Source organism: uncultured Draconibacterium sp. (assembly GCF_913060805.1).
GTDB lineage: Bacteria > Bacteroidota > Bacteroidia > Bacteroidales > Prolixibacteraceae > Draconibacterium.
The window spans coordinates 22,297-45,038 of record NZ_CAJXTC010000016.1 but is presented as its reverse complement, the minus strand read 5'-3'; the positions used below and the strand labels follow the sequence as shown (position 1 = coordinate 45,038).

The following is a 22,742-nucleotide window of genomic DNA, read 5'->3' as shown; positions in this document are numbered from 1 at the left end:
ATACTATTTAGTTGTTATTTTTCTGCTCATTTCATAACTTGTATATCCAATTAATTTACAAGTCCCTAAGTTGTGACCCGGAGATTGCAAACACAAACCAATGACGCATGAAAAACATTTCAAGGCTTTTGTCAATTTGTTTCGGTTTCTTATGGAAACCCGGCTTCGACATTGCCATCACCTAAAGCATAACAATCATTAAACCCATAATTATGACAACTTACTACGACATTCACTGCCACATTTTTAACAAAGACGTGATAATACGCAAGCTGGTAAATGTGGTACAATCGTTATTGGCCATTAAAGATCTGGTGGACAAAGGTGTTTCATCAGCCGAACTGAAGTTTAAAATTGACGGGATTAACCGTACGCTGGAAGAAGTTACGCAGCCTTCGAGCGAAGATGTTTTTGAAGCCCTCGACAAAGTTTACCAGGGAAATGTGGTTACCACTCCCCTGATGTTTGACCTGACTTATGCCGACGACAACGACGATGACGAGAACCAGAACAAACGTTACCGGAAACGTATAAAACGGATTTTCTGGTTACTGTCGGTGGCACTACCATTTATAAAAAGGCGAATTAACCGTAAAATTCAAAGTGATGAGCTGGCCGCAGCTTTCGACAAAATCAGAGACAACGTAAAACAATTTGAAGACAGCTTTGATCGGAAATCGGACGAAGAAGTGGAAATTTTCGACAATGCCAATTACGCCCAGCAAATTGCTGATTTGGAATACCTGGCGGGTAAATATGAAACCATAAAACCGTTCTTTAGTGTCGATCCGCGCCGCGAATACAAAGGCAATGTTAACCTGGTTGACAAGCTAAAAGAGAAAATTGTTGCCGATGATGGTCGGTTTGCCGGCGTTAAATTGTATGCTCCGGCGGGTTTCTCGCCAACCGATCCGGTATTAATGGGCACCCGCAACACTCCCGGTATTTATGCTTTGTGCCAGGAACATAATATTCCGATTACGGTGCACAATTCAAACAGCGGATTTGCCTGTTTGTCGTCGGTGCTAAAGGTGCGCGGTGATGTTCTTTTAAACGGCAACACCATAAAACCGAAGAAGCCGCTTGTTTTCGACTACCGCTTTTTTAGCCGCAAAGTGCACAAAGCCATTGCCGAGAGGGCGAAAAAACTAAATCACCCCCAATTGTGGGAACTGGTGCTAAAAAAGTATCCAAACCTGACCATCAATTTCGCCCATTTTGGCGGTAGCGGCCAGATAATGGATTACATCAATTACAATTTCCCCGAAGAGCAAAAACGCGTGGATGAAGAGGAATTTGAAGATGCGATTATGTCGCTGTCGAATAAAGACAAGAAAATTATTCGGGAAGCCTACACCTTAAAACGTAAAAAACGAATTCTGCGCGACGACCTCACCATCGCCGAACGTGCCAAAGTGTGGAATGCACTTTACCGAACCGGCTTTATCGACAACTGGGCAAAGGCCATTTTCGATCTTGTAAAGAATCCAAAATATCCGAATGCTTATACCGATCTCTCCTGTTTTTCGGAAGGAACAGTCATTGAATCGCCAGCAAGTCAGGATTTGGTATTTAGCATCCGTGAAACACTCAGCACTTTTAAAACCAGCTTTTTCGACAAACTTACCGACTACGAAAAATCGAAAATTCTTTATGGCTCGGATTATTACCTCACCCAGTTTTTTGGGCCGAGCATGGAACAGTATTTCTCTGATTTCAAAACAGCATTTGGCGATGATTTCGACACCATTGCCAGCACTAATCCCAAACGATTCTTAAGTATAAACCCGTAAATCAAATTGAAATGGAAGATCTTTTAAAAATAGCCTTTGCCGAGTTGGGAACCGAAGAGATTGTTGGCTCGGAGCACAACCCGGAAGTTTTAAAATACGCTGAAGAATCGGGCATTTCGGGCATCACCACCGACGAAATTCCTTGGTGCAGCAATTTTGTAAACTGGGTGGCCATGAAAGCCGGTCTTGAGTACTCGAAAAAAGCCAATGCGCGCTCGTGGCTAAATGTTGGCGTAAAGACCATAAATCCCGAGCCGGGCGATGTAGTTGTTTTCTGGCGCGAAAGTCCGGAGTCGTGGAAAGGACATGTGGGTTTTTTCCTTGGTGTTTCAACCGACAAAAAACGTGTTTACTGTTTGGGCGGCAACCAAGGCAACCGTGTTTCGGTTTCGGCTTATCGCATAAATACCGTTTTGTCTTATCAACGTTTGGCGGCGCAGCAGCAACTCATTATTCCCGATCCATTATTAGAAAAAGGCAGTAAAGGCGCGGCTGTGGTTGCCTTGCAGGATGCGTTGAAACTTCTGAATATTAACGTGGGAACTTCCGACGGTGATTTTGGCCCTAAAACCGAAAACGGCGTTAAAGAATTGCAAACACGCAAGCCTGAATTGGAAATAAACGGCGTGTATAACAACGAAACCCGCGATCTCCTGGAATCATTGTTTCAGGCATAACTAAACATTACACATTTTACTCATCATTAAATCAAAAAATTATGACAACAAAAGTAGCCGATCTTACTCCGGATGAATTTGTAGCACTTCTGGATGATTTTTATGCAGAACCTATAAAACGACAAAAAATGTCGCAAGAAGAAATTAAAGATCTCGCCATTCGATTAAATGAAAGAATTGATGTTCCTTTTATAAAAGAAAGTGGCGAAGAAAAAATACTCATTAAAGTGATCCTAAAAATCGACACGTTTTTATACGATCATTTACCCAACGAATTTTACGACCTTATCCGAAGTACCGATCATGGCATTTCGAAAAAGGAAGCCAAGCGTTTGGTGCGACGTTTAACACGCCTCGCCAACGACAAAATTGATATTCCTTACCTACCGGAAGTGGCTGAACATGTCGCCATAAAATTTGTAATTGGTATGGTAGTTAAAGCCGCCCGTAAAAAGCTGAATTTCGACGGTGTCCGGGCTAAATCCGCTGAAATGGCCGTTCCCGAATCGGACGAAAATATTGAAGATATGGTTGACGACTAGCACCGTTTGCCCCGATGTAATTGAAAACTTTGTATCTTAGAGAAAAAGCCACAGTTATGAGTAAAATTCAATTACACCGGGGCGACATTACCCAACTTAAAGTTGACGCTATTGTTAATGCTGCCAACAAATCGCTGCTGGGTGGCGGAGGTGTTGACGGAGCCATTCACAGGGCAGCCGGCTCTGAACTTTTAAAAGAATGTCGCCAGCTTAACGGCTGCGAAACCGGCGATGCAAAAATTACTAAAGGATACAATCTTCCGGCAAAATATGTGATCCACACGGTTGGGCCGGTTTATAACGGAGGCAAATACAACGAAGCCGAAAAACTGGCATCGTGTTACCGCCGAAGTTTAGAAGTGGCGCTGCAAAACGGTGTGAAATCCGTTGCGTTTCCGAATATCAGCACGGGTATTTATGGCTACCCAAAACAGGAGGCTGCACAAATTGCCACGCAAACCGTGAAAGATTTTCTGGTTAACAATCCCCAATTTGATGAATTAATTTTTTGTGTGTTCGATGAAGAGAATTACAACATTTACCACAAACTTTTAGATTGAAAAGCAGCGCTTAATTTTCTGAAGCTTTAAGTAAATGTTTCATATTACGGTGATAGGTGTTGGTTAAACGCGTATGAAAATACGGATACAAAAAGTGATCGCGTAAAGTCGACTCGCTTTTAAAATACGTGCGATGTATAATTTTGGTATATCCTTTTCGCGTTTGTGTAAAAGTTAATTGCTGCTTGCCATGCGTAATATTATCCTCCACATAACTAAATTCAATTACTTTCTTGTTGTCATCAACCGTTGTAATCTCAAAAGCGGTGGCCAGCTTTTTAATTTTTAGCACGTTCAGGTTTAAATAAATTATCTGCCCCGGATCGATTCCATCCACATGCTCGTTTGGGTAAACCAACTCATTATTCGTTTTCGAAAACAACATGGCAAATGAAAAACGTGATGCATTCCAGGCAATCGACGGATTTGTATGCACGTAAAACGACCACACTTTTGGCAAGCTGTCTTTTATAAAATATTCGCGTTCGTGAAAACGAAAACCTGCAGTGCTGGCCGTCGGTTCCAACGAGGGTTTTACATCCTCAAAAGTTTCGGTATTGTTTTTAATCTGCCCCTGCACATAATGCTCAACTTGCTCGCATCCCACCTTGTCGAACTCAACATCGGACAGATACATCTGCCCAAAGCTCAATCCTACAAAGGAGCTAATAAACACGAACAAAAGCATTAATTTTTTCATGAAGTTGATTAAATATTGTTGCTTCTAAAAATACCAGTTTTTTTTACCTTTTTCAATTTCGCTGCATATTTTTTTATTATTCTGAACCTCAAACCCTTTTTTTCGTATATCAACTGAACAGCTAAAAACTTATAGTAACAATATGGGTGAACGAAAAAACAAAGGCAACCGTAAAATGCGAATAATTTTGTATTCGTTTTTTGCTTTTGCATTGCTTTTTCTAACCATTTGGTTCGGACTCCGCCTCATCGAGCTATTATAAAGTTTTGCTGCCCACCGAATGGATTACCGTTTTTACAAAAAAATCATACCTTTATTTTTTAAGCATCAAAAATTGTATCAAGAATGAACAAGAAAATTTTTCTGCTGGTTAGCGCCCTGCTTTTTGGTTTTACTGTGCTTTTTGCCCAGAATGGTGCCGGAGATGATGAAGAAATTTGCAAAAATATTCTTTCTGAATTGCAGCAGCACAGCGAAAAACCAACCGCAGAACTTGTTGTTGAAGCAGGAAAATTATTGATGAACACACCCTATGTTGCTCATACTTTAGAAACTGAACCCGAACAATTAATCGTTAATCTGCGCGAACTGGATTGTACTACCTATGCCGAAAATTGCCTGGCATTGGCACGAACTGCCAAAACAAAAAAACCATCGTTTAAACATTTTAAAAACGAGCTGCTACTCATCCGATATCGTGAAGGAGAAATAAACGACTACCCGTCGCGCTTGCACTATTTCAGCGACTGGATTTTGGATAACGACAAAAAACAAACGGTTGAATCGGTTTCGCAAGCGATCAGTAATATCGAGTTTGAAAAAACGATCAACTTTATGAGCCTGCACCCCGACAGTTACAAACCACTAAAAAACAATGCTGTATTTATTGAAGCCCTTAACAAACAAGAACAGGAATTAACAAAAAGCAAGTTGTACTACATTCCCACCGATAAACTTGAAGCGTTAAAAACTCAAATAAAGGATGGTGATATTTTTGGCATCACAACAAATGTTGACGGTCTGGACATTACTCATGTTGGCATTGCCTTTTTTAAAGGCAACGAACTTCATTTTATGCATGCTTCATCAAAAGCCGAAAAAGTAATTCTATCGGAAGAAACGCTTTATGAATACCTGAGCAACCGGAAATCAGCCACAGGCATAATGATTGCCCGCCCTTTGTAACATCCTAAAAATAAGGTCTGCCCCTAAAATATAAGCTCTGAGAAAGAACCATTCTTGTGTTTTTTTGTTAAGTTGATTGAATAAATTACATATTTTATCCGTAACTTATGTTCTTTAAATTCAAAAACACATGACATTAAATTGAAAATTATGAAAAAAACAATGGTAAAAATTTTAGCTGTTTTGGCTATAGTAATTGGTGGTGTAGTTTCATCAAATGCACAGGAACTTGGTGTTCGCTTTGGTGATGTTTCCGGAGGAAATGTTGCTATCGATGGTATTTTTAGCACGGGACAGTTCAGCCGTATTCACGCTGATGTATCATTCGGAGATGGTGTTGGAGTTGACCTGTTATGGGATTTCCTTTACCGACCTCTTTCAGGAGAAGCTTTCAACTGGTATGTTGGAGTTGGACCGTACATGAGAATTGACGACCCATTTTGGCTGGGAGCAATTGGTGAAATTGGTTTGGAATACCATTTTAACAGTATTCCTATTGCTTTGGGTATCGATTGGCGTCCGGCATTAAGTATTATTGAAGACACTGATTTTCATGCCAAGGGTTTCGGCTTTAACGTCAGGTACGTATTCGGACAATAACAGTAATTTAAATAATAGAAAAGCGTCGAGAGACGCTTTTTTTATGTCCTGTCAATTCCTTTTTCAATGCCGCCTTCCTGGTCTTTCATTTTGAAATATCGGCGTAGCAAAACCTTTTTCAAATCGCGGGCGATAACCTGGTGGGCAATAATTTCGATATGCGAATAATGCGGAAGATCGTGCTCAGCCTGCACGATTTCGCGGTTCGTAATATCAACCTGGTAAAGTACCGATAACAACAAGTCGTAATTCGTTTCCACCAAACCCGTAATCTGGTCAATCAGTTGTTGATGCAGCTCCTGGTAAGCATTATCGATGTCTCCTGAAAAAGTAATTTCAACACCAAACATTCCAAAATCTTTCATGATCTGCTCGGCCGTTTGCTGAACAATTTCAGCTTTATCCATCAAATTCTCCAGGTTGGTATTATTTACAACAGGTAGTTTCATTTTTGTTCTTTTTATAAAGATAGGCAACTTTATTTCCCGCCAATTTATTTATTGTCTTTAATTCTATAAATTTACCTTCACTAAAATCAATTAAATCTAAAACGATGAAAAAAATTCTTTTATCATTTACCTTAATTCTTTTTGTTTTATTCTCCGTTGCACAAAGCAATTTCAGCAAATCCGCAATTGGCGTTGGCGTTGTTGTTGAGGACCTCGAAAAATCGATCGATTTTTACACCAATGTTATTGGAATGGTGAAAACCGGCGGATTCTCGGTTTCACAAGAAAAATGTACCGAGCTCGGATTAACCGACAGTTACCAACTTGATGTTACCATTTTAAAACTGGAAAACACTGAAGAAGCCAGTGAATGGAAGCTGATGAGTTTGGGAACAAAAGCCAAACACCCAAAACAGAAATTTATGAGCGACGACACCGGAATGCAATACATTACTTTGATGGTAAAACACCTGCAGCCAGTTCTGGATCGCGTGGAAAAACATGGAGTAAAAGTGTTAAGCGGCAAACCATCGCAAAACGGAGAAAATAGTTTTTTCCTCTTGGTTCAGGATCCGGATGGAACTTTTATTGAGCTGATCGGGCCAAAATAGTCTCGTCGCAATTCTAAATTTTATTAAAACCACTTCAATAACAATCTCGCTAACAAAACGTTATTGTTATTAGTTATTTGGATTAAACATATTCTGTTCAAACTAGGATTTTTTTGAGTAATTTCGAACAGAATTAAGTTTTATTCGAAACGCAACTGTTATGAGAAAAAAAGTTGAAGCCGGATATCGCACATTATCACTTGGAGAGGAGATATTTAATAGTATCACGCATGGAATCGGGACTTTGCTAAGCATTGCCGCGCTTGTACTTTTGGTAGTATTTGCGGCCATAAAAGGTAACGCCTGGCATGTGGTAAGTTTCAGTATTTTCGGAAGCAGTTTGGTATTGCTTTATTTATCATCGACACTTTACCACAGTTTCACCCGCGAAAAATTGAAGAACCTTTTTGTTCGCTTCGATCATGCAGCTATATTTTTATTAATTGCCGGTACCTACACGCCTTTTGTACTTACCACTATTCGCGGGGCTTTGGGCTGGACTCTTTTTGGAGTCATCTGGGGTTTGGCGATTGCCGGCATGGTAATCCGCTCGATTTATTTAACCCGCTTCCGCAAGTTAATGGTTGGTATTTACCTGGCCATGGGCTGGATGTTTTTACTGGCCATCGGGCCAATTGTTAGAAACCTGCCAACATCAAGTATTGCCTTTTTATTTATTGGCGGAGCCTGTTATTCAATCGGTGTTATTTTTTACTCGTGGCGAGGTTTAAAATACGGTCACGGAATTTGGCACCTGTTTGTTTTGGCCGGAAGTATTATGCATTTTTTCTCGGTACTTTACAGTTTAAATTAAAAATTCACAAATTACAGATACAAAAAAAGCAGGATGAAAAATCATCCTGCTTTTTTATTTATTGCGTATTTTCTTTTTTTTTTACGAATGCTTTTCAGAAAGGTAACGTTCTGCATCAATTGCAGCCATACATCCCGATCCGGCAGCAGTTACCGCCTGACGGTATTGCGAATCCTGAACATCGCCGCAGGCAAAAACTCCCGGAGTTTTTGTTTTTGAAGTTCCAGGTGTAGTTAAAATATAACCCACATCATCTGTATCCACATAGTCGGCAAAAATTTCAGAGTTTGGCTTGTGACCTATGGCCAAAAAGAATCCGTCAATTTTAATTTTAACTTCCTCTTCTCCTTCTTCTCCAAGGTTTTTAACCAATGTTGCGCCTTCAACAACACCATTGTCGCCAATCAATCCTTTAGTTTGGTGTTTCCACAGTATTTCTACGTTTGGTGTTTTCTTTACACGCTCGGCCATCACTCTCGATGCACGAAGCACATCACGACGTACGATCAAGTAAACTTTGTTACACAAACCGGCCAAATACATGGCTTCTTCAGCAGCAGTATCGCCACCACCAACAACAGCTACATCTTTTCCTTTGTAGAAAAATCCGTCGCAGGTTGCACAGGCAGAAACTCCACCTCCGGCATATTTCTTTTCGTCTTCAAGTCCCAGATATTTGGCTGTTGCACCGGTTGCAATAATCACGGTTTCAGCTTCGATGAGTTTCGAGTCGTCGATCCAAACTTTATGAACACCGCCCGAGAAATCAACTTTAGTAGCCATTCCCCAACGCACATCGGTACCAAAACGCTCCGCCTGTTTTTTCAGGTCTTCCATCATTACCGGGCCGGTAACACCTTCCGGGTAACCCGGATAGTTTTCAACTTCGGTAGTTGTTGTTAACTGTCCTCCCGGTTGAAGTCCTTCGTACATTACCGGACTCAGGTTAGCACGAGCAGCATAAATTGCAGCGGTATAACCTGCAGGCCCCGATCCTACAATCAAACATTTTACTTTTTCTACGTCGGTTGGTTCAACGTTTTTATTTTCGTTGCTATCGTTAATATCAAGTGGTTTAAACATCATTTAAATTTTTAGTTGCACAAAAATACAAAACATACTTTATCGATTGACATAAATTTAATCGATAATAATGAAGCAATATAACCGAATTCTATATTCCCCTCAAAATAGTAGATTAAAGAAAGAAAAAAGTTTTGTAAAAATAATTTCTAAGCGTACTTTTGCAATCCAGTTTCGGTTCCGGTTACACCGAGAATCCTCGATGCGAAAGCATCGGGAGATTTGGCGCAGTCCGGTCCCGAACAAAGTTCGAGGATCCTCGATTTTCTATAAAAATCAAAGATTTTAGAAAATCGGGATTAACATAGAAAAATATTACAGTTTGAAAGTAGCCAAAAACCTTTCAGAAAGCCTGTAAAAAAAAGAATAATCATCGGGATGTGGCGCAGTCCGGTTAGCGTACTGGTCTGGGGGACCAGGGGTCGCAGGTTCAAATCCTGTCATCCCGACAAAAGAAAAGCTTCTTCAAAATTTTGAAGAGGCTTTTTGTTTTTAATTCGAAGCATAAATCCTTTAGCAATGTATTAAATACAAAAAGCCAATACGAACGTAGTGAGTTCGCTTTTCTTTTGAGCATCCCTCCCCCATTGTGATTCACTACAAGTAAATCCTGACATCTTAACAAAAAGAAAACACCTCGAACGCAGTGAGAGAAAGGTTTTAGGTTGAGCATCCCACCCAATCCAGGATTCATTTTAATAAATCCTGTCAATTCTCAAATAAACCACAACTATAAAACAAGCCACAAAAAACCACCCAAATTGAGACCTATCCGGTGACCTCTAAAAATACCGTTATCAAATTTCCACAGCATCGCACAACTCCATTTCTACTCATGGTAGGGATTTCCCTACCTTTTGTTAGATATTATCCTCCCCCGATGTAGGTTTTCACCTGTAGTAATTCCTCTGTATCCGGGGTAATTTTGTAAGAAACAAAATTGATCGTGGCTATGAGTGTAAGATTTAGAAATAACCAACCTTCGATATTAATACTGGCAGATTTTTCGGACGGAAGCTGGCACGCTACTTCGTTTGCCATGCAATTTCTTTACAAAGAAAAATCGCCGGTTACCATTTTACAAACGTATCAGAATCCGGGCTGGGGGCACTTAATGATGCGCAAACTTAGCCATCATCTAAAAAAAATAACCAGGAACGAATTACGGGCCTTAAAGAAGAAACTACTAAAGCATTTTAGTATCGAAAAACAGAAGGTTAATACCCTTTCAATTGAAGGCGAATTGAACTCAGTTCTGAATTTTAAACCAATTATTAAAGGCCAGCACAATCTTGTTTTGTCTACACACAATTCTTTCGAGGATTCGTGCAAAAGACAAAACGGATGCCTGGAGAAAATTATCGATACGGCTCAACATCCACTGTTTATTTTACCCGAAACCTTTGAAGGTGAAACGTCGAAAAATATACTGTTTGTAGTAAATCCCGACCAAAAACCATCGGAACAATTGTGCAACCAGGTTATTGAAATATGCAACAGAACCCAATCGAACCTGGAAATACTTTTCGTACTAAAAACGCAAAATCAAAAGATAAACGAGGATGTAAAAACGTACATCAACGAATATTTTAAAGAGATTGATACAACGTTGAATACGACAGAATATAAAACAAAATGTAAGGGAATTAATAATTACCTGAATCATACAAACCGCGATTTAATTGTAATTGAAAACGATTGACCGTTTTGTAAAGCAGTCAGACTAAAACAATAGCGATGGAACAGAAAGAATACAGCATTTTGGCACTTATTTCGCCAAACAAAGAAGGAGAAACAGTTTTAAAGGAAGCACTGTATTTACAAAGCACCCTTGAGGTAAAGCTTGTAATACTGAACGTGATTGAAGAGCGCGGTTTTTTTGAGCGAAATTTTCAGCCCGAAGAAACTGAATTAGCAATAAAAGAAGCCAAAGAAGAATTGACCAGCTTTGTTAAAAAAGTACTCGGAGAGGAAATACCTGACAATATTGTTATTTCGGTGCGGGCCGGCAATCCGGTAGAAGTTTTACTGGAAAAGTCGAAAACCGACAGCCTGGAGTTTTTGCTGATTGATAAAAGCGACACCAATTATCCGGGAGCTTTAACAAAAGAACAAGTCGACGAATTAATTAGCCAGTCGAAATGCCCGGTATTAACGGTAAATAAAGACTTTGGTGTTCCGCAGATAAAAAATATTGCTATCCCGATCGACATTACCCAATCGACCAAGAAAAGACTTTTATGGGCGCAATTTTTAGCTAAAAAGCACGATGCAAAAATTACGATTCTGTCGGCCCTAAAAGCAAATATCGATGTAGAAAAAAGCCTTGCCTTAAAAAATGCGCAAAAGATTCAACAGTTACTAAACGAGCACGACATTGAATGTGATATTAAAATACTAAAAGTGTACAATCAAGATTCGCACCAGGTTATTCTTGAATATGTAAAAGAAGAAAATCCGGAATTGCTAATTATCCGAACGCACCAGGAATCGATATTCTCGAATTCGAACATCGGGAAATTTGTCTCCGAAATAGTTCATGGAAGTAAGTTGCCTGTCTTTACGGTCAATTATACGCCAAATCCTGTCGACTCGCTATTTCTGTAAAAAACGAATAAAAAGTCAAAATTATGCCAACCAATTGCAAAGCTTTAACGTTAACACTGAAGAACTTTTCCATTTCAGTAAATGATGACGAAATAAGCGCTCAAACACTGATTATGACTAGTTTTTATTGAGATAAAAATGCTATGAACAAACCAAAGTGTCATACTGACAATAACCTTTTAAACGTTAAGATTTATTAAAATATTACGCGATTAAATAGTAAAGATTACCCGATATTTAAGAAACAATATAATTTAAGAGTTTTAGACATTCTACATAAAACAATATGAATAATAATAAAACGCGAACAGGTCAGCTCATATCCATTCAGGATTCGCTTGTAAAAGCACGATTTTACGGAAATGTGATCATGGGTGAAACTGCCAATGTTATAGTAGATGGTAAGTCGTTACAAGCCGAAGTATTACAAATCGATCCCGATCCGAAAAATGCGGATGCAGGGATTGTTGAAATGCAGGTTTTTGAGGATTTAACAGGTGCTTTAATTGGCGATCAGGTTGAATTTACCGGCAAGTCCTTATCGGTACTTTTGGGTCCGGGACTGCTAACCAGTATTTGGGACGGACTTCAAAATCCGCTATACAAATTGGGTGAACAAGATCCGTACCTCGTGCCCGGAATGAAAGCTCCGGCGCTTGATGAAGAAAAGTTGTGGGACTTCACTCCTACTGTAGCTGTTGGAGACAAAGTAAGTGGTGGCGATGCCATCGGTACCGTTCCTGAAGGACGATTGACGCACAGCATTTTAGTGCCTTTTAATTTCGGAAAATGCAAAGTGGAAAGCATTATCGAAAAAAGCGAGGTAAATATTACCGAAACGGTTGCTGTTATTTCTGATAGTCAAAACACAAAACACGAGTTAAAACTGGCATTTCGCTGGGCGGTAAAATCTCCGATTCCGTTTAAAGAGCGCGCCATTCCGAGTAAAACCATTTCAACCGGGGTGCGTGTTATCGATTTGCTGGCGCCAGTTAGTTATGGCGGAACAGTAGGAAACCCCGGTCCTTTTGGTGCCGGAAAAACCGTGTTGCAGCACTCGCTGTGTAAATATGCTTTAGCCGATATTATTATTATGGCTGCCTGCGGCGAACGTGCCGGTGAGGCTGTTGAGGTGTTTAAAGATTTTGCAGAATTGGAAGATCCGTCAACCGGCGACTCGCTGATGAATAGGATGTGTATTTTCGGTAACACCAGTTCGATGCCGGTTGCAGCGCGTGAGGCCAGTGTATTTATTGCTCTAACCGTGGGCGAATATTATCGCTATCAGGGTTACAGTGTGGTACTTTTGGCCGACTCAACTTCGCGTTGGGCACAGGCACTTCGCGAGCGTAGTGGCCGCCAGGGAGATATTCCGGGTCCGGAGGCGTTCCCAATGGATATCCCGGATCAGATTAAAGGGATGTACCAACGTGCCGGTGCCGATCAGGGAACTGGTGGTTCCTTAACTTTTATCGGAACGGTGTCGCCTGCAGGTGGTAACTTCCAGGAGCCGGTAACTCAGGCAACAATGGATGCAACCGGAGGTTTTTGGGGCTTATCGCAAGACCGCGCCGATGCTAAAAAATATCCGGCAATCGATCCACTTTCTTATACATCATCGGTTTACGACAGTTTTATTTCGTGGGACGACCGCAACAAAATGCTTCAAACACTTTACGAGGCAAATGGTATCGACCAAACCATCAGTACCATTGGTTTGAAAAAGGTTCCGGTAGAGAAATATGTGCTTTATCAAAAAGGACTCACCATCGATTTCTGTGTAATGCAGCAAAATGCTTTCCACAAGCTTGATGCATGTACCCGCCCCGAACGTTTGATTGTTATTAACGAAGCCGTTCAGAAACTCATCGATAGAACGATCGATTTTGCTCAGGACGACAAGGAGGATGAAGAAGTAAAAGAGACGATAAAAGCAAAATTCGATGAATTGCGCCAGTGGTGGAAAGACTGGAATACATCGGCTCAAACGATTGATGAAATGGCCGTTCTTCCGGAGAAAGTTGAACAATTTATTTTACAAGGAGAGTACACACTATGATACGAAAAGAAATAAATAGAATTAGCGAAGTTGGTAAGGCACTGATTTCGGTTGAAGGAAATCCGGGTGTGGCACTCAACCACGTGGTAGAATTGCTGGAAGCCGGAACCAACCAAAGTCTTTCGTTTGCCAAAGCAATTAATATTACTGAAGACTCAACGCGTTTCCAGGTGTTTAACGGAACGCAGGGATTGAGCACGCAAACAAAAATACGCATGCACGAGGTTCCGCTAACGGCGGGTTTCTCGTACAATATGCTTGGCCGTAGTTTCGATGGAATTGGCGATGTGGCCGACGGTGGCCCCGAAATTATTTTCGACAAACAAATTTCAACACGATTAGATACTTTAAATCCTACGGTTCGTTTGGTACCGAAGCAACCGCTGTGGACAGGTATCCCGATGATCGATGTATTTAATACACTGGTAAAATCGCAGAAGATTCCAATTTTTGCCGGTCCTACCGAGCCGTACAACCGTTTGCTTTCGCAAATTGCGCAAGGTGCACAGGCCGACGTAATTATTTTTGCCGGTATTGGTTTGAAATTCGATGAGTACCACTATTTCAAAGAGCAGCTGTCGCAATCGGGTAATATCGATAAAACGATCATGTTTACCCACCTTGCCGGCGATTCGCAGATTAAAGGTTTAATGCTACCTGATGTGGCATTAAGTGTGTCGCGCGAATTTGCCGACCAGGGAAAAGATGTGCTGGTGCTGCTAACCGACATGACCAACTGGTCGAATATTTTGCGTAACGTAGCCAACTACCAGGATCAGATTCCTTCGTTGCAAGGTTACCCCGGTTCGTTGTATTCAGAGCTGGCAAAACGTTACGAGGTGGCTGCCGATATTGAAGGTGCAGGTTCGATAACCATTATCGGTGCAACAACGCTTGAATCGCTTGAAGATCCGGTTCCCGATAACACAGGGTACATTACCGAGGGACAGTTTTTCCTTGACAATGGTAAGCTGAAACTGGCACGTTCGCTTTCGCGATTAAAGCAGCAGGTAAACGACACTACCCGAAACGACCACCGCCCTATTATGACGGTGATGGCGTCGTTACTTGCCGATGCAGAAAAAGCATACGAGGCTGCTGAAGTTGGTGCCGCAAACGATGCATTCTCGCAAAAATTGCTGCGTTACCGTGAAGATTTTATTGCAAATATGGAAGAACCATTTGGAGAACCTATTGAGCTGGAAGCCGCATTAGACAAATGCTGGGATATTTTAAAACGACATTTTGAACCAACCGAAACCGGGTTGAGTAAAAAACTGATCGAGCAATATTGGAACTAACCACTAATCAGAAAAAGAGATGACAAAAAATAAAGAAAACCTGGAAGGAATTGTTTCCAAACTAAAAGAGCAGGGAGTTAATGCCGGCGAAGCTGAGAAACAACGGATAATAGAAAATGCAAAGCAGGAAGCAGAAAAGCTGATTGCCGAAGCAAAGGCTACCAGCAAAAAAATTGTTGAAGAGGCCGAAACAAAAGCTTCGCAAACCGAAAAAAATGCAGAAAAAGCAATTGCACAGGCTTCGCGCGATATGGTTGAAGCCACAAAAATTACCATTTTAAACCACCTGAAAACGGTGTTTGGTAAAGAATGCAAAACCTTATTCCGCCAGGAAGAATACCTGAAAGAGTTGCTAAAAGTTGTGATCGATTCTATTTCAGGAAAAAAATCGATAAAAGTACCGCCGGAGCTGCACAAAGAAATGGAAGCTTTTCTACTGAAAGAAGCGCTTCAGGAAGAGGTAACTTTAAAACCACTTTCAGCGAGTAAAGCCAAAATAAAAGTGAAATCGACCGACAAAGACGGAATTAGCTTCGTGGTCAGCTCAAAAGAAATTGAGAGCGGTTTATTTTCTTTACTCAACAAGGATTTGGTTGATAGAATCATTAAAAGTCAGGAGGATTAAATATGTCAAACATGGTTTATCTAATGACCAGTTTGCCATCGTTGTCCCTGAGGGAGGCTCCTCCGATTACAATTGATGAATTTAACGATGACGCAAAACGCCAGTTGTCTTCCCGGCATTTTAAGGCGCTTCAATCGGCTGATATTCAAAAATTGGATTCGGAAGTTGGAGTAAAAAGCATTTCCTCGCTTTTAAACAGTATTAAGGAAGATCTTTCAGAAGTTAGAGCAGCCAAAGCGCAAAACCGTCAGGCGAAGCCGGAGCGAATGCCAAATTCATTGCTGCGGGGAAATCCAATGGAGCGCGAAATGAATATTTTGCAGTGGCAGTGGGAAGAATTGCAGGATATTGAGGCCGGAAAAACATTCTCGTTAACCGAAGTTTTGGTGTACAAACTAAAACTTCAGCTGGTAGAAAGATTGTATTCCTTCGACGAAATTAAAGGTGCTGAAGTATTAGCATCGGTGGTAAATCCGGGAAAAAACAAGGAGGGTAAATAATGGCAGGTATAAAAATAAAATATACAAAAACGGAACGGGCCCGGCAGAAGAAAATTCTGAAGGTTTCGGAAAGGATGCTGCCCTTGTTTGAAGCGATGGAAAAATCGTTGATGGCAACCATAAATACCATCGCTGAAAGGATTGAGCAAATCCGTGAAGAGATTGAAAAGAACCGAAAGGCAGCAGAATCCTGGACGGCCGTAATGAGCGATTCGTGGGTGAACATCGATGAATTTATTTCGGTGAATAAAATAGTTACCAAAACCGTTGATGTGGCCGGTGTTCGTGTTCAACAGTTCGTTAAGGTTGACTTTAACGTAATGCCCACAAACGATGAAACGCCTTTGTGGGTTGACGATGCTATTGAACTGATGCAGGTACAATTGCAACTGCTGGCCGAAATCGAAGTTTTGAAAGAACAAATTGATCTTTTGGAAGAAGAGTTACTGGATGTACGTGCACGTGTAAAACTGTTTGAGAATCGCCGCATTCCGAATGCAAAACTGGCCATTCGTAAAATCGGGCAAAAATTGCAGGACGACGAGCGCCTGACAATTGCAACAGCAAAAGTGGTAAAAACAAGCAAACAAAAGGAGGGCAGCCTATGATAGCAGAAATGAAGAAATTAATGCTGTTTATGCCCGAATCTGCCGATGATATTGATGCCGAACTTACGGCTTTGGGAGAGCTTGGAGTAATACACATTGCTCCGCTGCAACTGGCAAAACACGAATCGATTGAACGGGTTGATGCACGTATAAAACAACTGCAACAAGCCATTTCGGTTCTCAGTCAGTATGATGATGAGCAATACTCCGGTGCTAAAAATGATGAAATTCCGAATTACTCTGAACTTGAACGAGGAGCAGTTTTTCTTATGGAAAAGGTGCTGGATGCAGCACACCATCGGCAGGAACTGGAAAATATTAAGCTCAACTTAACCAGCGACATAAGATGGTTTGAGAATTGGGGAAATATTACACTAAAGGATATTAAAGACCTCAACGAAAAAGGGATTTGGATAAAAACCTACCTTCTTGGCGACAAAGAGTTAAAACAAGTCGCTGACCGGGACGATATTCAGGTAGTAGGCAAATTTTCAGATCTGAATCAGGTAATTTTATTGACCAAAGATGCCAACGAACGATTGCTGGATATGGAAGAACTTCCATTTCCGCAAAACGAGCTTGAAAATGCAAAAGAGTTATTAGCTGCAACCAACAACGACCTGGAAAGTAACAAGGAGTTTTTACTTCAGTTGCACGAACAGAAAGCCGTATTGGTGGACGGATTGAAAGAACGCTTGCGTCGTTACGATGTTCGTAATGTGCAATTTGGTGGTATTGCAGTGGATAAACATGTTCGATTTTGGAAAGGTTTTATTCCGTTGGAACATGTCGATGAATTCATTGAAACAGCTGAAGCACGTCATTGGGGATATGTGATCGAAGATCCTTTACCGGAAGAAGAGGAAGAGGTCCCTACCCTTGTACGAACGCCAAAATGGGCACAACGTATTCAGCCGGTTATGGATTTTATGGGACTGGTCCCCGGCTACAAGGAAATGGATGTTTCACGGGTATTTATGGTATTCTTTACCTTTTTTACCGGAATTTTGGTAGGAGATGCCGGATACGGACTGGTATTCTTGCTGATCACATTTCTGGCACACCGAAAGAAAAAGTTTGCCAAACAAATTGAGTTTGGTTTGATCTATACACTTTCGGTATCGATTATGTTTTGGGGTGTATTAACCGGAACCTATTTCGGGTCAGAAGCAATTGCCGAATGGCCGGTACTGCGCAGCTTAAAAATTGACGCGCTGGCCAGTTTTGGTGGAGACAGCCTTATTATACAAAAAATCATGTTTCTGGTTGGTGCAATTCACCTTACCGTTGGACACCTGCAGGTTGCATGGAAATTTAGTAACAGCGTAAGAGCTTTTGCACAGTTTGGTTGGATTGCAATTATCTGGGGATTGTACCTCATTGTAAATCAGATGGTACTAGGGATTGAAGCTCCGGCATTTATGGTTTGGCTATTTATTGGAGGTGCTGTGCTGGTGGCCCTGTTTTCAAAACCGGGAACGAGCTTTTTTAAAGGTATGATTTCGTCAATAGGTAGTTTACCACTCAGTATAATCAATGGCTTTTCCGACATTATTTCGTACATCCGATTGTATGCAGTTGGTCTGGCAACGGTGTTAATGGCGGCAAGTTTTAATCAAATGGCCATTGGCGACGGTATAACTACTGTGGCTTCCGGAATTGGAGCAGTGCTGGTTTTAATACTCGGCCACGGACTAAATATGATTCTGGCGGCAATGGCTGTGCTGGTACACGGAGTACGATTGAATATGCTTGAGTACGCCGGCCACGCCGAAGTTGAGTTTTCAGGAAATGAATATAAACCCTTCAATTTGAAGGACAACAAACAATAAAATTTTTAAAATAGTATAAAAATGACTTTAACAACAATTTTAGCAACAACAGTTACAGGCTTTGGCGGACACGCTATTGCTCTGGGTATTGCAGGTGTAGGTTCGGCAATTGGAACCGGTATTGCAGGCATGGGAGCTTTAGGGCTTTGGAAACAATCAATCAGAGACAAAAAGAAACTTCCGTCGCTGGCATTGGCAATGGTAGGTATGCCATTGAGCCAGGTAATTTATGGTATGATTTTTATGAACTCAATGATCGGGGCAAACCTTAGTCCCGACAGCTACTCTAACCAAATGATTTGGGCATTTTTCATCGGTATCGCTATTGCAGCCTCGGCAATTATGCAGGGACGTGTTGGCGCAGCTGCTTGTGCCAATTTAGCTGTTGATTCGAAACAAGGAGCGGGTATGTACATTGGAGCCATGGGTATCATCGAAACGGTGGCACTGCTTGCCATGGTATTTGGTATGGGAGGCATTCCGGGAGCTTAATACGCAAAACATGACAAAAAAATATTCCCCCGCTGTTTTTCGGCGGGGGATTTTTATTTTATATATGTAAATACAATTGAATATCTTTATCAAAAGAAATCGTTGAATTTACTAGATGAGTTTAAAAATACTATTTCGCGGAAGGGTCTTACTGGCCATTATTATCTTCACTACAATTACCTGTACCGGAATTATTTACACCTCCATAAAAAGTTTGCGTCTCGATCGTGAACACCTTTCATTACTGGAACTTTCGAAAAACATCGACCTCGAAATCTCACACAGCCGAATCTTTCTGGACGACTATTTTTTGTTAAACGACTCCCTTAAAAAAGAAACGATCTTAAATTGTTTTACAAAAACCAACAGCTACACCAATTCTCTCGATTCACTTATTTCTGAGAAATATAAAGGAAGCCGCGAAGAATACCTTCAAAATACATTGGAAGAAGTTGACCGACAGGTTAAGCAGTTGCAAAACAAGGTGGCGACATCGCTTCAAAATAATGCCGAAGATTTTAACGTGGGTATTTTAAATGAATATCGTGAATTTCAACTGGCTTACCAGGAATTGGACAAAACGATTCATGATTATATTTTGCGCGAAAATACAGGGTTCAGACAACGGGTATTTACGCTCGTGCTGTTAACCTTTTTTCTGTTATTGGTTTGTATATTTTTAATTTACCGAATCATCAATTCGTATAACACCATTGAAAAACAACAGGCACTCCGGGCGCTTGAAGTTGAATATAAAGAACGCAAAAGAATTGCAGCCGATCTGCACGACGGGCTGGGCTCCATTCTGTCGAGCATTGCACTTTTCATTAAACTCATTGAAAAAGATTGTTCGAATAACTCAGAAAACAAAAGTCTGGTTCAGGTTAAAGAACTATCGGGAATAGCTTTAGAAAATCTGGAAGCCACGATAAACAACCTTAATCCATCAATTTTAAACAAATACGGATTACTAAAATCGCTGGAAATTCTGTGCGACAGGATAAATGACACAGGACAAGTTACCTGCGTTGTTAACTCAACAAATCCTGAAATAAAGTTAGACCCCAACATGGAACTAAACGTTTACCGCATTTGTAACGAGTTGATCAACAACACGCTTAAACACGCCGAAGCATCGAAATTATTCATCGACATTCAACAAATTAAAAAGACAGTAGTTATATTGTATCGTGATAATGGTAAAGGATTTAATCCTGAGCTTATTCACACATCGGACGAAGAGAAAATGGGACTGCGAAATATTATCAACCGTATTGAGTCGTTTGGTGGCATATACGAAATTAACACCGGCGAAGGAAAAGGAGTAGAAATTAAGCTAAGTTTCACGATATAATTCACGAACATGGAGAACACAAACATTATAATCGTTGACGACCACAAAATTTTTAGAGATGGTTTAATAATGCTGTTAAACAATTTCGATTTTGTGACGGTTGCTGGCGAAGCAGCAAATGGTGAAGCGTTTCTGGAACTTATTGAGGATGTGCAACCCGACATCGTTTTAATGGATATTAATATGCCGAAAATGAACGGCATTGGAGCCACAAAACAAGCACTCAAAAAATATCCTGAGCTAAAAGTTATTGCACTGACATCGTTTGCCGACGATGAATATATTGAGCAAATGATTTCGGCCGGTGTGGAAGGTTATATGCTAAAACGCTCGGACATTGAAGACTTTGAAAAAGCCATTAAAAAAGTAGCCGACGGAGGCAGTTACTTCTCTTCGGAAATTATAAAAGTAATTTCGCGCAATTTGTATAAAGACAAAGAACGCAAATCGGGCGAACAAATTCTCGATAAATTCACTTCGCGCGAGAAAGAAATCCTTAACCTGATTTGCAAAGGGCTAAACAATGAGCAAATTGCCGAACTCATTCATTTAAGCCCTAAAACAGTGGAAAAACACAAAAGCAACCTCTTCCAAAAAACCGAAACTTTTAACACCGTAAACCTGGTTATTTATGCGTTTAAAAATCAGCTTATTTCGCTGTAATAACCCGTTATCCATTAAAAATTAGACTACAAGTCCAAACTTCTGGGCAAAAAAAAGCTGCTCTTTTAAAAAGAACAGCTTTCAGATGATTGGTATATAAATTACTTAATACTAATTTCCATTCATTTCAAGTATCTTAAATTCAGTTCTACGGTTTTTACGATGTTCTTCTTTTGAACAAGGAACACCGTCGTCGCATTGGTTTACCAACTGCGATTCGCCGTATCCCATGGCTGTAATTCTGTCGGCATCAATTCCTTTACTCACAATATAACTAACCGCTGAATCCGAACGTTTCTGACTAAGTATTTTGTTGTATGCATCGCTACCACGGCTGTCGGTGTGTGATCCCAATTCAACTTTCCAGTCAGGGTTGTCATTCATTACTTTTACCAACTTATCCAGTTCAACTTCCGATGCCGGTAAAATATCCCATTTGTCAAAGTCGTAATAAATATTCTCCATAACAAACTTCTGTCCTACTTCTACTTTCTCAACCCACAAAGTGTCGCGAATTACGCCAAAAGGTTTTCCAACGGTAGAAATAGTTTTCGAATCGTTCATGAAACCATCAATATTGGTAGCCACAGAATACGATTTATCTTTTTCCAATTCTTTCTTAAACAGAATTCCAGCTATAAACTCAACAACACCGCCGAAAGTAATTTTAGCATCATTTACCGGCTCCATTGTTTTCTTATTCATAACAACCAGCTCAAGATCATATGATCCTTGTTTTTCGAGCAACACTTTATAAATGTCGTCGCTTCCCATTCCGCCTGATTTATTCGAGCAATAATACCCCACTTCCTCATCGGGGTGAATTACAAAACCAAAATCATCACCATCAGAATTTAACTCAGTTAGTTCAGCAACTCCGGTAATGTTATCACCAAATAACCCAACATTATAAAGGTCCAGATCATCACCCGACCCTCTTCCGTTTGATGCGAAAATCAGGAATTTGCCTTTATGAATAAACGGAAACATTTCGTTTTTCTCCGTATTTACAGCGTCGCCCAGGTTTTGCATTTCGCCCCAGGTTCCACTTGAACGAACCGACATGTATATATCAGTTCCTCCTAATCCCTTTTCAGGAATATCTGAAACAAAATACAAGGTATCGCCAGTAACAGTAACACTTGGGTGACCAACAGAATATGTTGGATCATTAAATGGTAATTCGCCGGTTTTCTGCCACTCGCCATTTACCTTTTTGGCAATGATAATTTTCAGGCGGATATCAGCCTTCTGATAAACCTTGTTGCGCACCTCCGGATTTTCGAAGTTACTTAAGGTAACAAAGAGCTCTCCGGTGGCTTCGCAATACGATACCGGCCCTGCGTGATAACCTTCGCTTGCCGAAGCCAGCTTAACACTTTTGCCCGACTTTACGTTTCCTTTTGAGTCGGTAGGAGTAGCATACAGATTATAATAAATATCCTTATCAGAACCACTATTTAACTTTTCAATCTCCTCATCGGTATATGCCGAGTACCAAAGCTCGTCGCCCACGAATCCGGGGCCAAAATCACTTTGAGTTGTATTGAGGTCGGTCTTCTCAGTCTCGAGTTTGACCATTTTTTTAAAATAGACACATTCTTGTTGAGCAAATGCCAACATTGGAACAAATGCAAATAGAAAAAGTAATACTCTTTTCATAATTATTTGAATTTAGGATTTTCAG

23 protein-coding genes and 1 tRNA gene are annotated in these 22,742 nt (G+C 40.6%); 20 read left to right on the top strand and 4 right to left on the bottom strand.

From position 1 onward, the window contains the following. Positions 1-212 precede the first annotated feature (212 nt). The 4 genes from QZ576_RS11395 to QZ576_RS11380 are packed head-to-tail and all read left to right on the top strand — an operon-like array spanning position 213 to position 3,572. A complete protein-coding gene (locus QZ576_RS11395; protein ID WP_297097214.1) occupies positions 213-1,793 on the top strand; it encodes an amidohydrolase family protein in 1,581 nt (526 codons plus the stop codon). 11 nt (positions 1,794-1,804) lie between these two features. Beyond that, complete coding sequence (locus tag QZ576_RS11390; RefSeq protein ID WP_297097199.1) at positions 1,805-2,470, top strand: TIGR02594 family protein; 666 nt, start codon at positions 1,805-1,807, stop codon at positions 2,468-2,470. 41 nt (positions 2,471-2,511) lie between these two features. Further along, positions 2,512-3,012: a hypothetical protein gene (locus tag QZ576_RS11385; RefSeq protein ID WP_297097197.1), complete on the top strand. Its 501-nt coding sequence runs from the start codon at positions 2,512-2,514 to the stop codon at positions 3,010-3,012. A 56-nt stretch (positions 3,013-3,068) separates the two neighbouring features. After that, positions 3,069-3,572 (top strand): O-acetyl-ADP-ribose deacetylase, encoded by a 504-nt coding sequence (locus QZ576_RS11380; protein ID WP_297097195.1) that lies wholly within the window; start codon positions 3,069-3,071, stop codon positions 3,570-3,572. Between the two features lie 10 nt (positions 3,573-3,582). Here QZ576_RS11380 and QZ576_RS11375 read toward each other — a convergent pair whose 3' ends face one another. After that, positions 3,583-4,272 (bottom strand): hypothetical protein, encoded by a 690-nt coding sequence (locus QZ576_RS11375; protein WP_297097193.1) that lies wholly within the window; start codon positions 4,270-4,272, stop codon positions 3,583-3,585. A gap of 345 nt (positions 4,273-4,617) precedes the next feature. Here QZ576_RS11375 and QZ576_RS11370 point away from each other — a divergent pair, with 345 nt between their 5' ends. Beyond that, positions 4,618-5,457, top strand: a complete 840-nt coding sequence (locus QZ576_RS11370; protein WP_297097191.1) for an N-acetylmuramoyl-L-alanine amidase-like domain-containing protein — start codon at positions 4,618-4,620, stop codon at positions 5,455-5,457. A 150-nt stretch (positions 5,458-5,607) separates the two neighbouring features. Continuing rightward, positions 5,608-6,057: a hypothetical protein gene (locus tag QZ576_RS11365; RefSeq protein WP_297097189.1), complete on the top strand. Its 450-nt coding sequence runs from the start codon at positions 5,608-5,610 to the stop codon at positions 6,055-6,057. A 41-nt stretch (positions 6,058-6,098) separates the two neighbouring features. Here the strand turns inward: QZ576_RS11365 and QZ576_RS11360 are convergent, their stop codons facing one another. Continuing rightward, entirely contained in the window at positions 6,099-6,506 is a 408-nt protein-coding gene (locus tag QZ576_RS11360; protein ID WP_297097188.1) for a hypothetical protein, read from the bottom strand. Between the two features lie 104 nt (positions 6,507-6,610). On the opposite strand from QZ576_RS11360, the gene QZ576_RS11355 reads away from it, so the two are divergent. Beyond that, positions 6,611-7,117 (top strand): VOC family protein, encoded by a 507-nt coding sequence (locus QZ576_RS11355; protein ID WP_297097185.1) that lies wholly within the window; start codon positions 6,611-6,613, stop codon positions 7,115-7,117. Positions 7,118-7,277: 160 nt separating this feature from the next. Next, the gene (locus QZ576_RS11350; protein ID WP_297097184.1) at positions 7,278-7,931 is read left to right on the top strand and encodes a hemolysin III family protein; all 654 of its coding nucleotides are present in this window, start codon (positions 7,278-7,280) and stop codon (positions 7,929-7,931) included. Between the two features lie 81 nt (positions 7,932-8,012). Here QZ576_RS11350 and trxB read toward each other — a convergent pair whose 3' ends face one another. After that, positions 8,013-9,014 (bottom strand): thioredoxin-disulfide reductase, encoded by a 1,002-nt coding sequence (gene trxB / locus QZ576_RS11345; RefSeq protein ID WP_297097182.1) that lies wholly within the window; start codon positions 9,012-9,014, stop codon positions 8,013-8,015. 374 nt (positions 9,015-9,388) lie between these two features. Here trxB and QZ576_RS11340 point away from each other — a divergent pair. From QZ576_RS11340 to QZ576_RS11285, 12 genes are all read left to right on the top strand, one after another. Beyond that, positions 9,389-9,463, top strand: a tRNA-Pro gene (locus QZ576_RS11340). Between the two features lie 503 nt (positions 9,464-9,966). Continuing rightward, the gene (locus QZ576_RS11335) at positions 9,967-10,716 is read left to right on the top strand and encodes a hypothetical protein (RefSeq protein WP_297097180.1); all 750 of its coding nucleotides are present in this window, start codon (positions 9,967-9,969) and stop codon (positions 10,714-10,716) included. Between the two features lie 35 nt (positions 10,717-10,751). Beyond that, on the top strand, positions 10,752-11,621 hold the full coding sequence (locus QZ576_RS11330) for a universal stress protein (protein WP_297097178.1): 870 nt from the start codon (positions 10,752-10,754) through the stop codon (positions 11,619-11,621). A gap of 286 nt (positions 11,622-11,907) precedes the next feature. Further along, on the top strand, positions 11,908-13,680 hold the full coding sequence (locus tag QZ576_RS11325) for a V-type ATP synthase subunit A (RefSeq protein ID WP_297097175.1): 1,773 nt from the start codon (positions 11,908-11,910) through the stop codon (positions 13,678-13,680). Beyond that, positions 13,677-14,981: a V-type ATP synthase subunit B gene (locus QZ576_RS11320; RefSeq protein WP_297097173.1), complete on the top strand. Its 1,305-nt coding sequence runs from the start codon at positions 13,677-13,679 to the stop codon at positions 14,979-14,981. The genes QZ576_RS11325 and QZ576_RS11320 overlap by 4 nt, the downstream gene beginning before the upstream one ends. 19 nt (positions 14,982-15,000) lie before the next feature. Continuing rightward, the gene (locus QZ576_RS11315) at positions 15,001-15,606 is read left to right on the top strand and encodes a hypothetical protein (RefSeq protein ID WP_297097171.1); all 606 of its coding nucleotides are present in this window, start codon (positions 15,001-15,003) and stop codon (positions 15,604-15,606) included. Between the two features lie 11 nt (positions 15,607-15,617). Continuing rightward, complete coding sequence (locus QZ576_RS11310) at positions 15,618-16,106, top strand: DUF2764 family protein (RefSeq protein ID WP_297097169.1); 489 nt, start codon at positions 15,618-15,620, stop codon at positions 16,104-16,106. After that, positions 16,106-16,714 (top strand): V-type ATP synthase subunit D, encoded by a 609-nt coding sequence (locus QZ576_RS11305; RefSeq protein ID WP_297097167.1) that lies wholly within the window; start codon positions 16,106-16,108, stop codon positions 16,712-16,714. The genes QZ576_RS11310 and QZ576_RS11305 overlap by 1 nt, the downstream gene beginning before the upstream one ends. Next, complete coding sequence (locus tag QZ576_RS11300) at positions 16,711-18,546, top strand: V-type ATPase 116kDa subunit family protein (RefSeq protein WP_297097165.1); 1,836 nt, start codon at positions 16,711-16,713, stop codon at positions 18,544-18,546. Before QZ576_RS11305 ends, QZ576_RS11300 begins: the two co-directional genes overlap by 4 nt. A gap of 21 nt (positions 18,547-18,567) precedes the next feature. Then, on the top strand, positions 18,568-19,038 hold the full coding sequence (locus QZ576_RS11295) for a hypothetical protein (protein WP_297097163.1): 471 nt from the start codon (positions 18,568-18,570) through the stop codon (positions 19,036-19,038). Positions 19,039-19,153: 115 nt separating this feature from the next. Then, positions 19,154-20,392 (top strand): histidine kinase, encoded by a 1,239-nt coding sequence (locus tag QZ576_RS11290; RefSeq protein ID WP_297097161.1) that lies wholly within the window; start codon positions 19,154-19,156, stop codon positions 20,390-20,392. 9 nt (positions 20,393-20,401) lie between these two features. After that, the gene (locus QZ576_RS11285; RefSeq protein WP_297097160.1) at positions 20,402-21,055 is read left to right on the top strand and encodes a response regulator transcription factor; all 654 of its coding nucleotides are present in this window, start codon (positions 20,402-20,404) and stop codon (positions 21,053-21,055) included. 111 nt (positions 21,056-21,166) lie between these two features. Here the strand turns inward: QZ576_RS11285 and QZ576_RS11280 are convergent, their stop codons facing one another. Continuing rightward, complete coding sequence (locus QZ576_RS11280; protein WP_297097157.1) at positions 21,167-22,636, bottom strand: OmpA family protein; 1,470 nt, start codon at positions 22,634-22,636, stop codon at positions 21,167-21,169. Positions 22,637-22,742: the final 106 nt, after the last annotated feature.

Coding starts and splice junctions, on each gene's coding strand:
- QZ576_RS11285 (WP_297097160.1), top strand. CDS start 20,402: ATGGAGAACACAAACATTATAATCGTTGACGACCACAAAATTTTTAGA.
- QZ576_RS11330 (WP_297097178.1), top strand. CDS start 10,752: ATGGAACAGAAAGAATACAGCATTTTGGCACTTATTTCGCCAAACAAA.
- QZ576_RS11355 (WP_297097185.1), top strand. CDS start 6,611: ATGAAAAAAATTCTTTTATCATTTACCTTAATTCTTTTTGTTTTATTC.
- QZ576_RS11350 (WP_297097184.1), top strand. CDS start 7,278: ATGAGAAAAAAAGTTGAAGCCGGATATCGCACATTATCACTTGGAGAG.
- QZ576_RS11315 (WP_297097171.1), top strand. CDS start 15,001: ATGACAAAAAATAAAGAAAACCTGGAAGGAATTGTTTCCAAACTAAAA.
- QZ576_RS11395 (WP_297097214.1), top strand. CDS start 213: ATGACAACTTACTACGACATTCACTGCCACATTTTTAACAAAGACGTG.
- QZ576_RS11335 (WP_297097180.1), top strand. CDS start 9,967: ATGAGTGTAAGATTTAGAAATAACCAACCTTCGATATTAATACTGGCA.
- QZ576_RS11320 (WP_297097173.1), top strand. CDS start 13,677: ATGATACGAAAAGAAATAAATAGAATTAGCGAAGTTGGTAAGGCACTG.
- QZ576_RS11310 (WP_297097169.1), top strand. CDS start 15,618: ATGGTTTATCTAATGACCAGTTTGCCATCGTTGTCCCTGAGGGAGGCT.
- QZ576_RS11280 (WP_297097157.1), bottom strand. CDS start 22,636: ATGGTCAAACTCGAGACTGAGAAGACCGACCTCAATACAACTCAAAGT.
- QZ576_RS11290 (WP_297097161.1), top strand. CDS start 19,154: ATGAGTTTAAAAATACTATTTCGCGGAAGGGTCTTACTGGCCATTATT.
- QZ576_RS11305 (WP_297097167.1), top strand. CDS start 16,106: ATGGCAGGTATAAAAATAAAATATACAAAAACGGAACGGGCCCGGCAG.
- QZ576_RS11390 (WP_297097199.1), top strand. CDS start 1,805: ATGGAAGATCTTTTAAAAATAGCCTTTGCCGAGTTGGGAACCGAAGAG.
- QZ576_RS11325 (WP_297097175.1), top strand. CDS start 11,908: ATGAATAATAATAAAACGCGAACAGGTCAGCTCATATCCATTCAGGAT.
- QZ576_RS11295 (WP_297097163.1), top strand. CDS start 18,568: ATGACTTTAACAACAATTTTAGCAACAACAGTTACAGGCTTTGGCGGA.
- QZ576_RS11300 (WP_297097165.1), top strand. CDS start 16,711: ATGATAGCAGAAATGAAGAAATTAATGCTGTTTATGCCCGAATCTGCC.
- QZ576_RS11360 (WP_297097188.1), bottom strand. CDS start 6,506: ATGAAACTACCTGTTGTAAATAATACCAACCTGGAGAATTTGATGGAT.
- QZ576_RS11380 (WP_297097195.1), top strand. CDS start 3,069: ATGAGTAAAATTCAATTACACCGGGGCGACATTACCCAACTTAAAGTT.
- QZ576_RS11370 (WP_297097191.1), top strand. CDS start 4,618: ATGAACAAGAAAATTTTTCTGCTGGTTAGCGCCCTGCTTTTTGGTTTT.
- QZ576_RS11365 (WP_297097189.1), top strand. CDS start 5,608: ATGAAAAAAACAATGGTAAAAATTTTAGCTGTTTTGGCTATAGTAATT.
- QZ576_RS11385 (WP_297097197.1), top strand. CDS start 2,512: ATGACAACAAAAGTAGCCGATCTTACTCCGGATGAATTTGTAGCACTT.
- QZ576_RS11375 (WP_297097193.1), bottom strand. CDS start 4,272: ATGAAAAAATTAATGCTTTTGTTCGTGTTTATTAGCTCCTTTGTAGGA.
- trxB (WP_297097182.1), bottom strand. CDS start 9,014: ATGTTTAAACCACTTGATATTAACGATAGCAACGAAAATAAAAACGTT.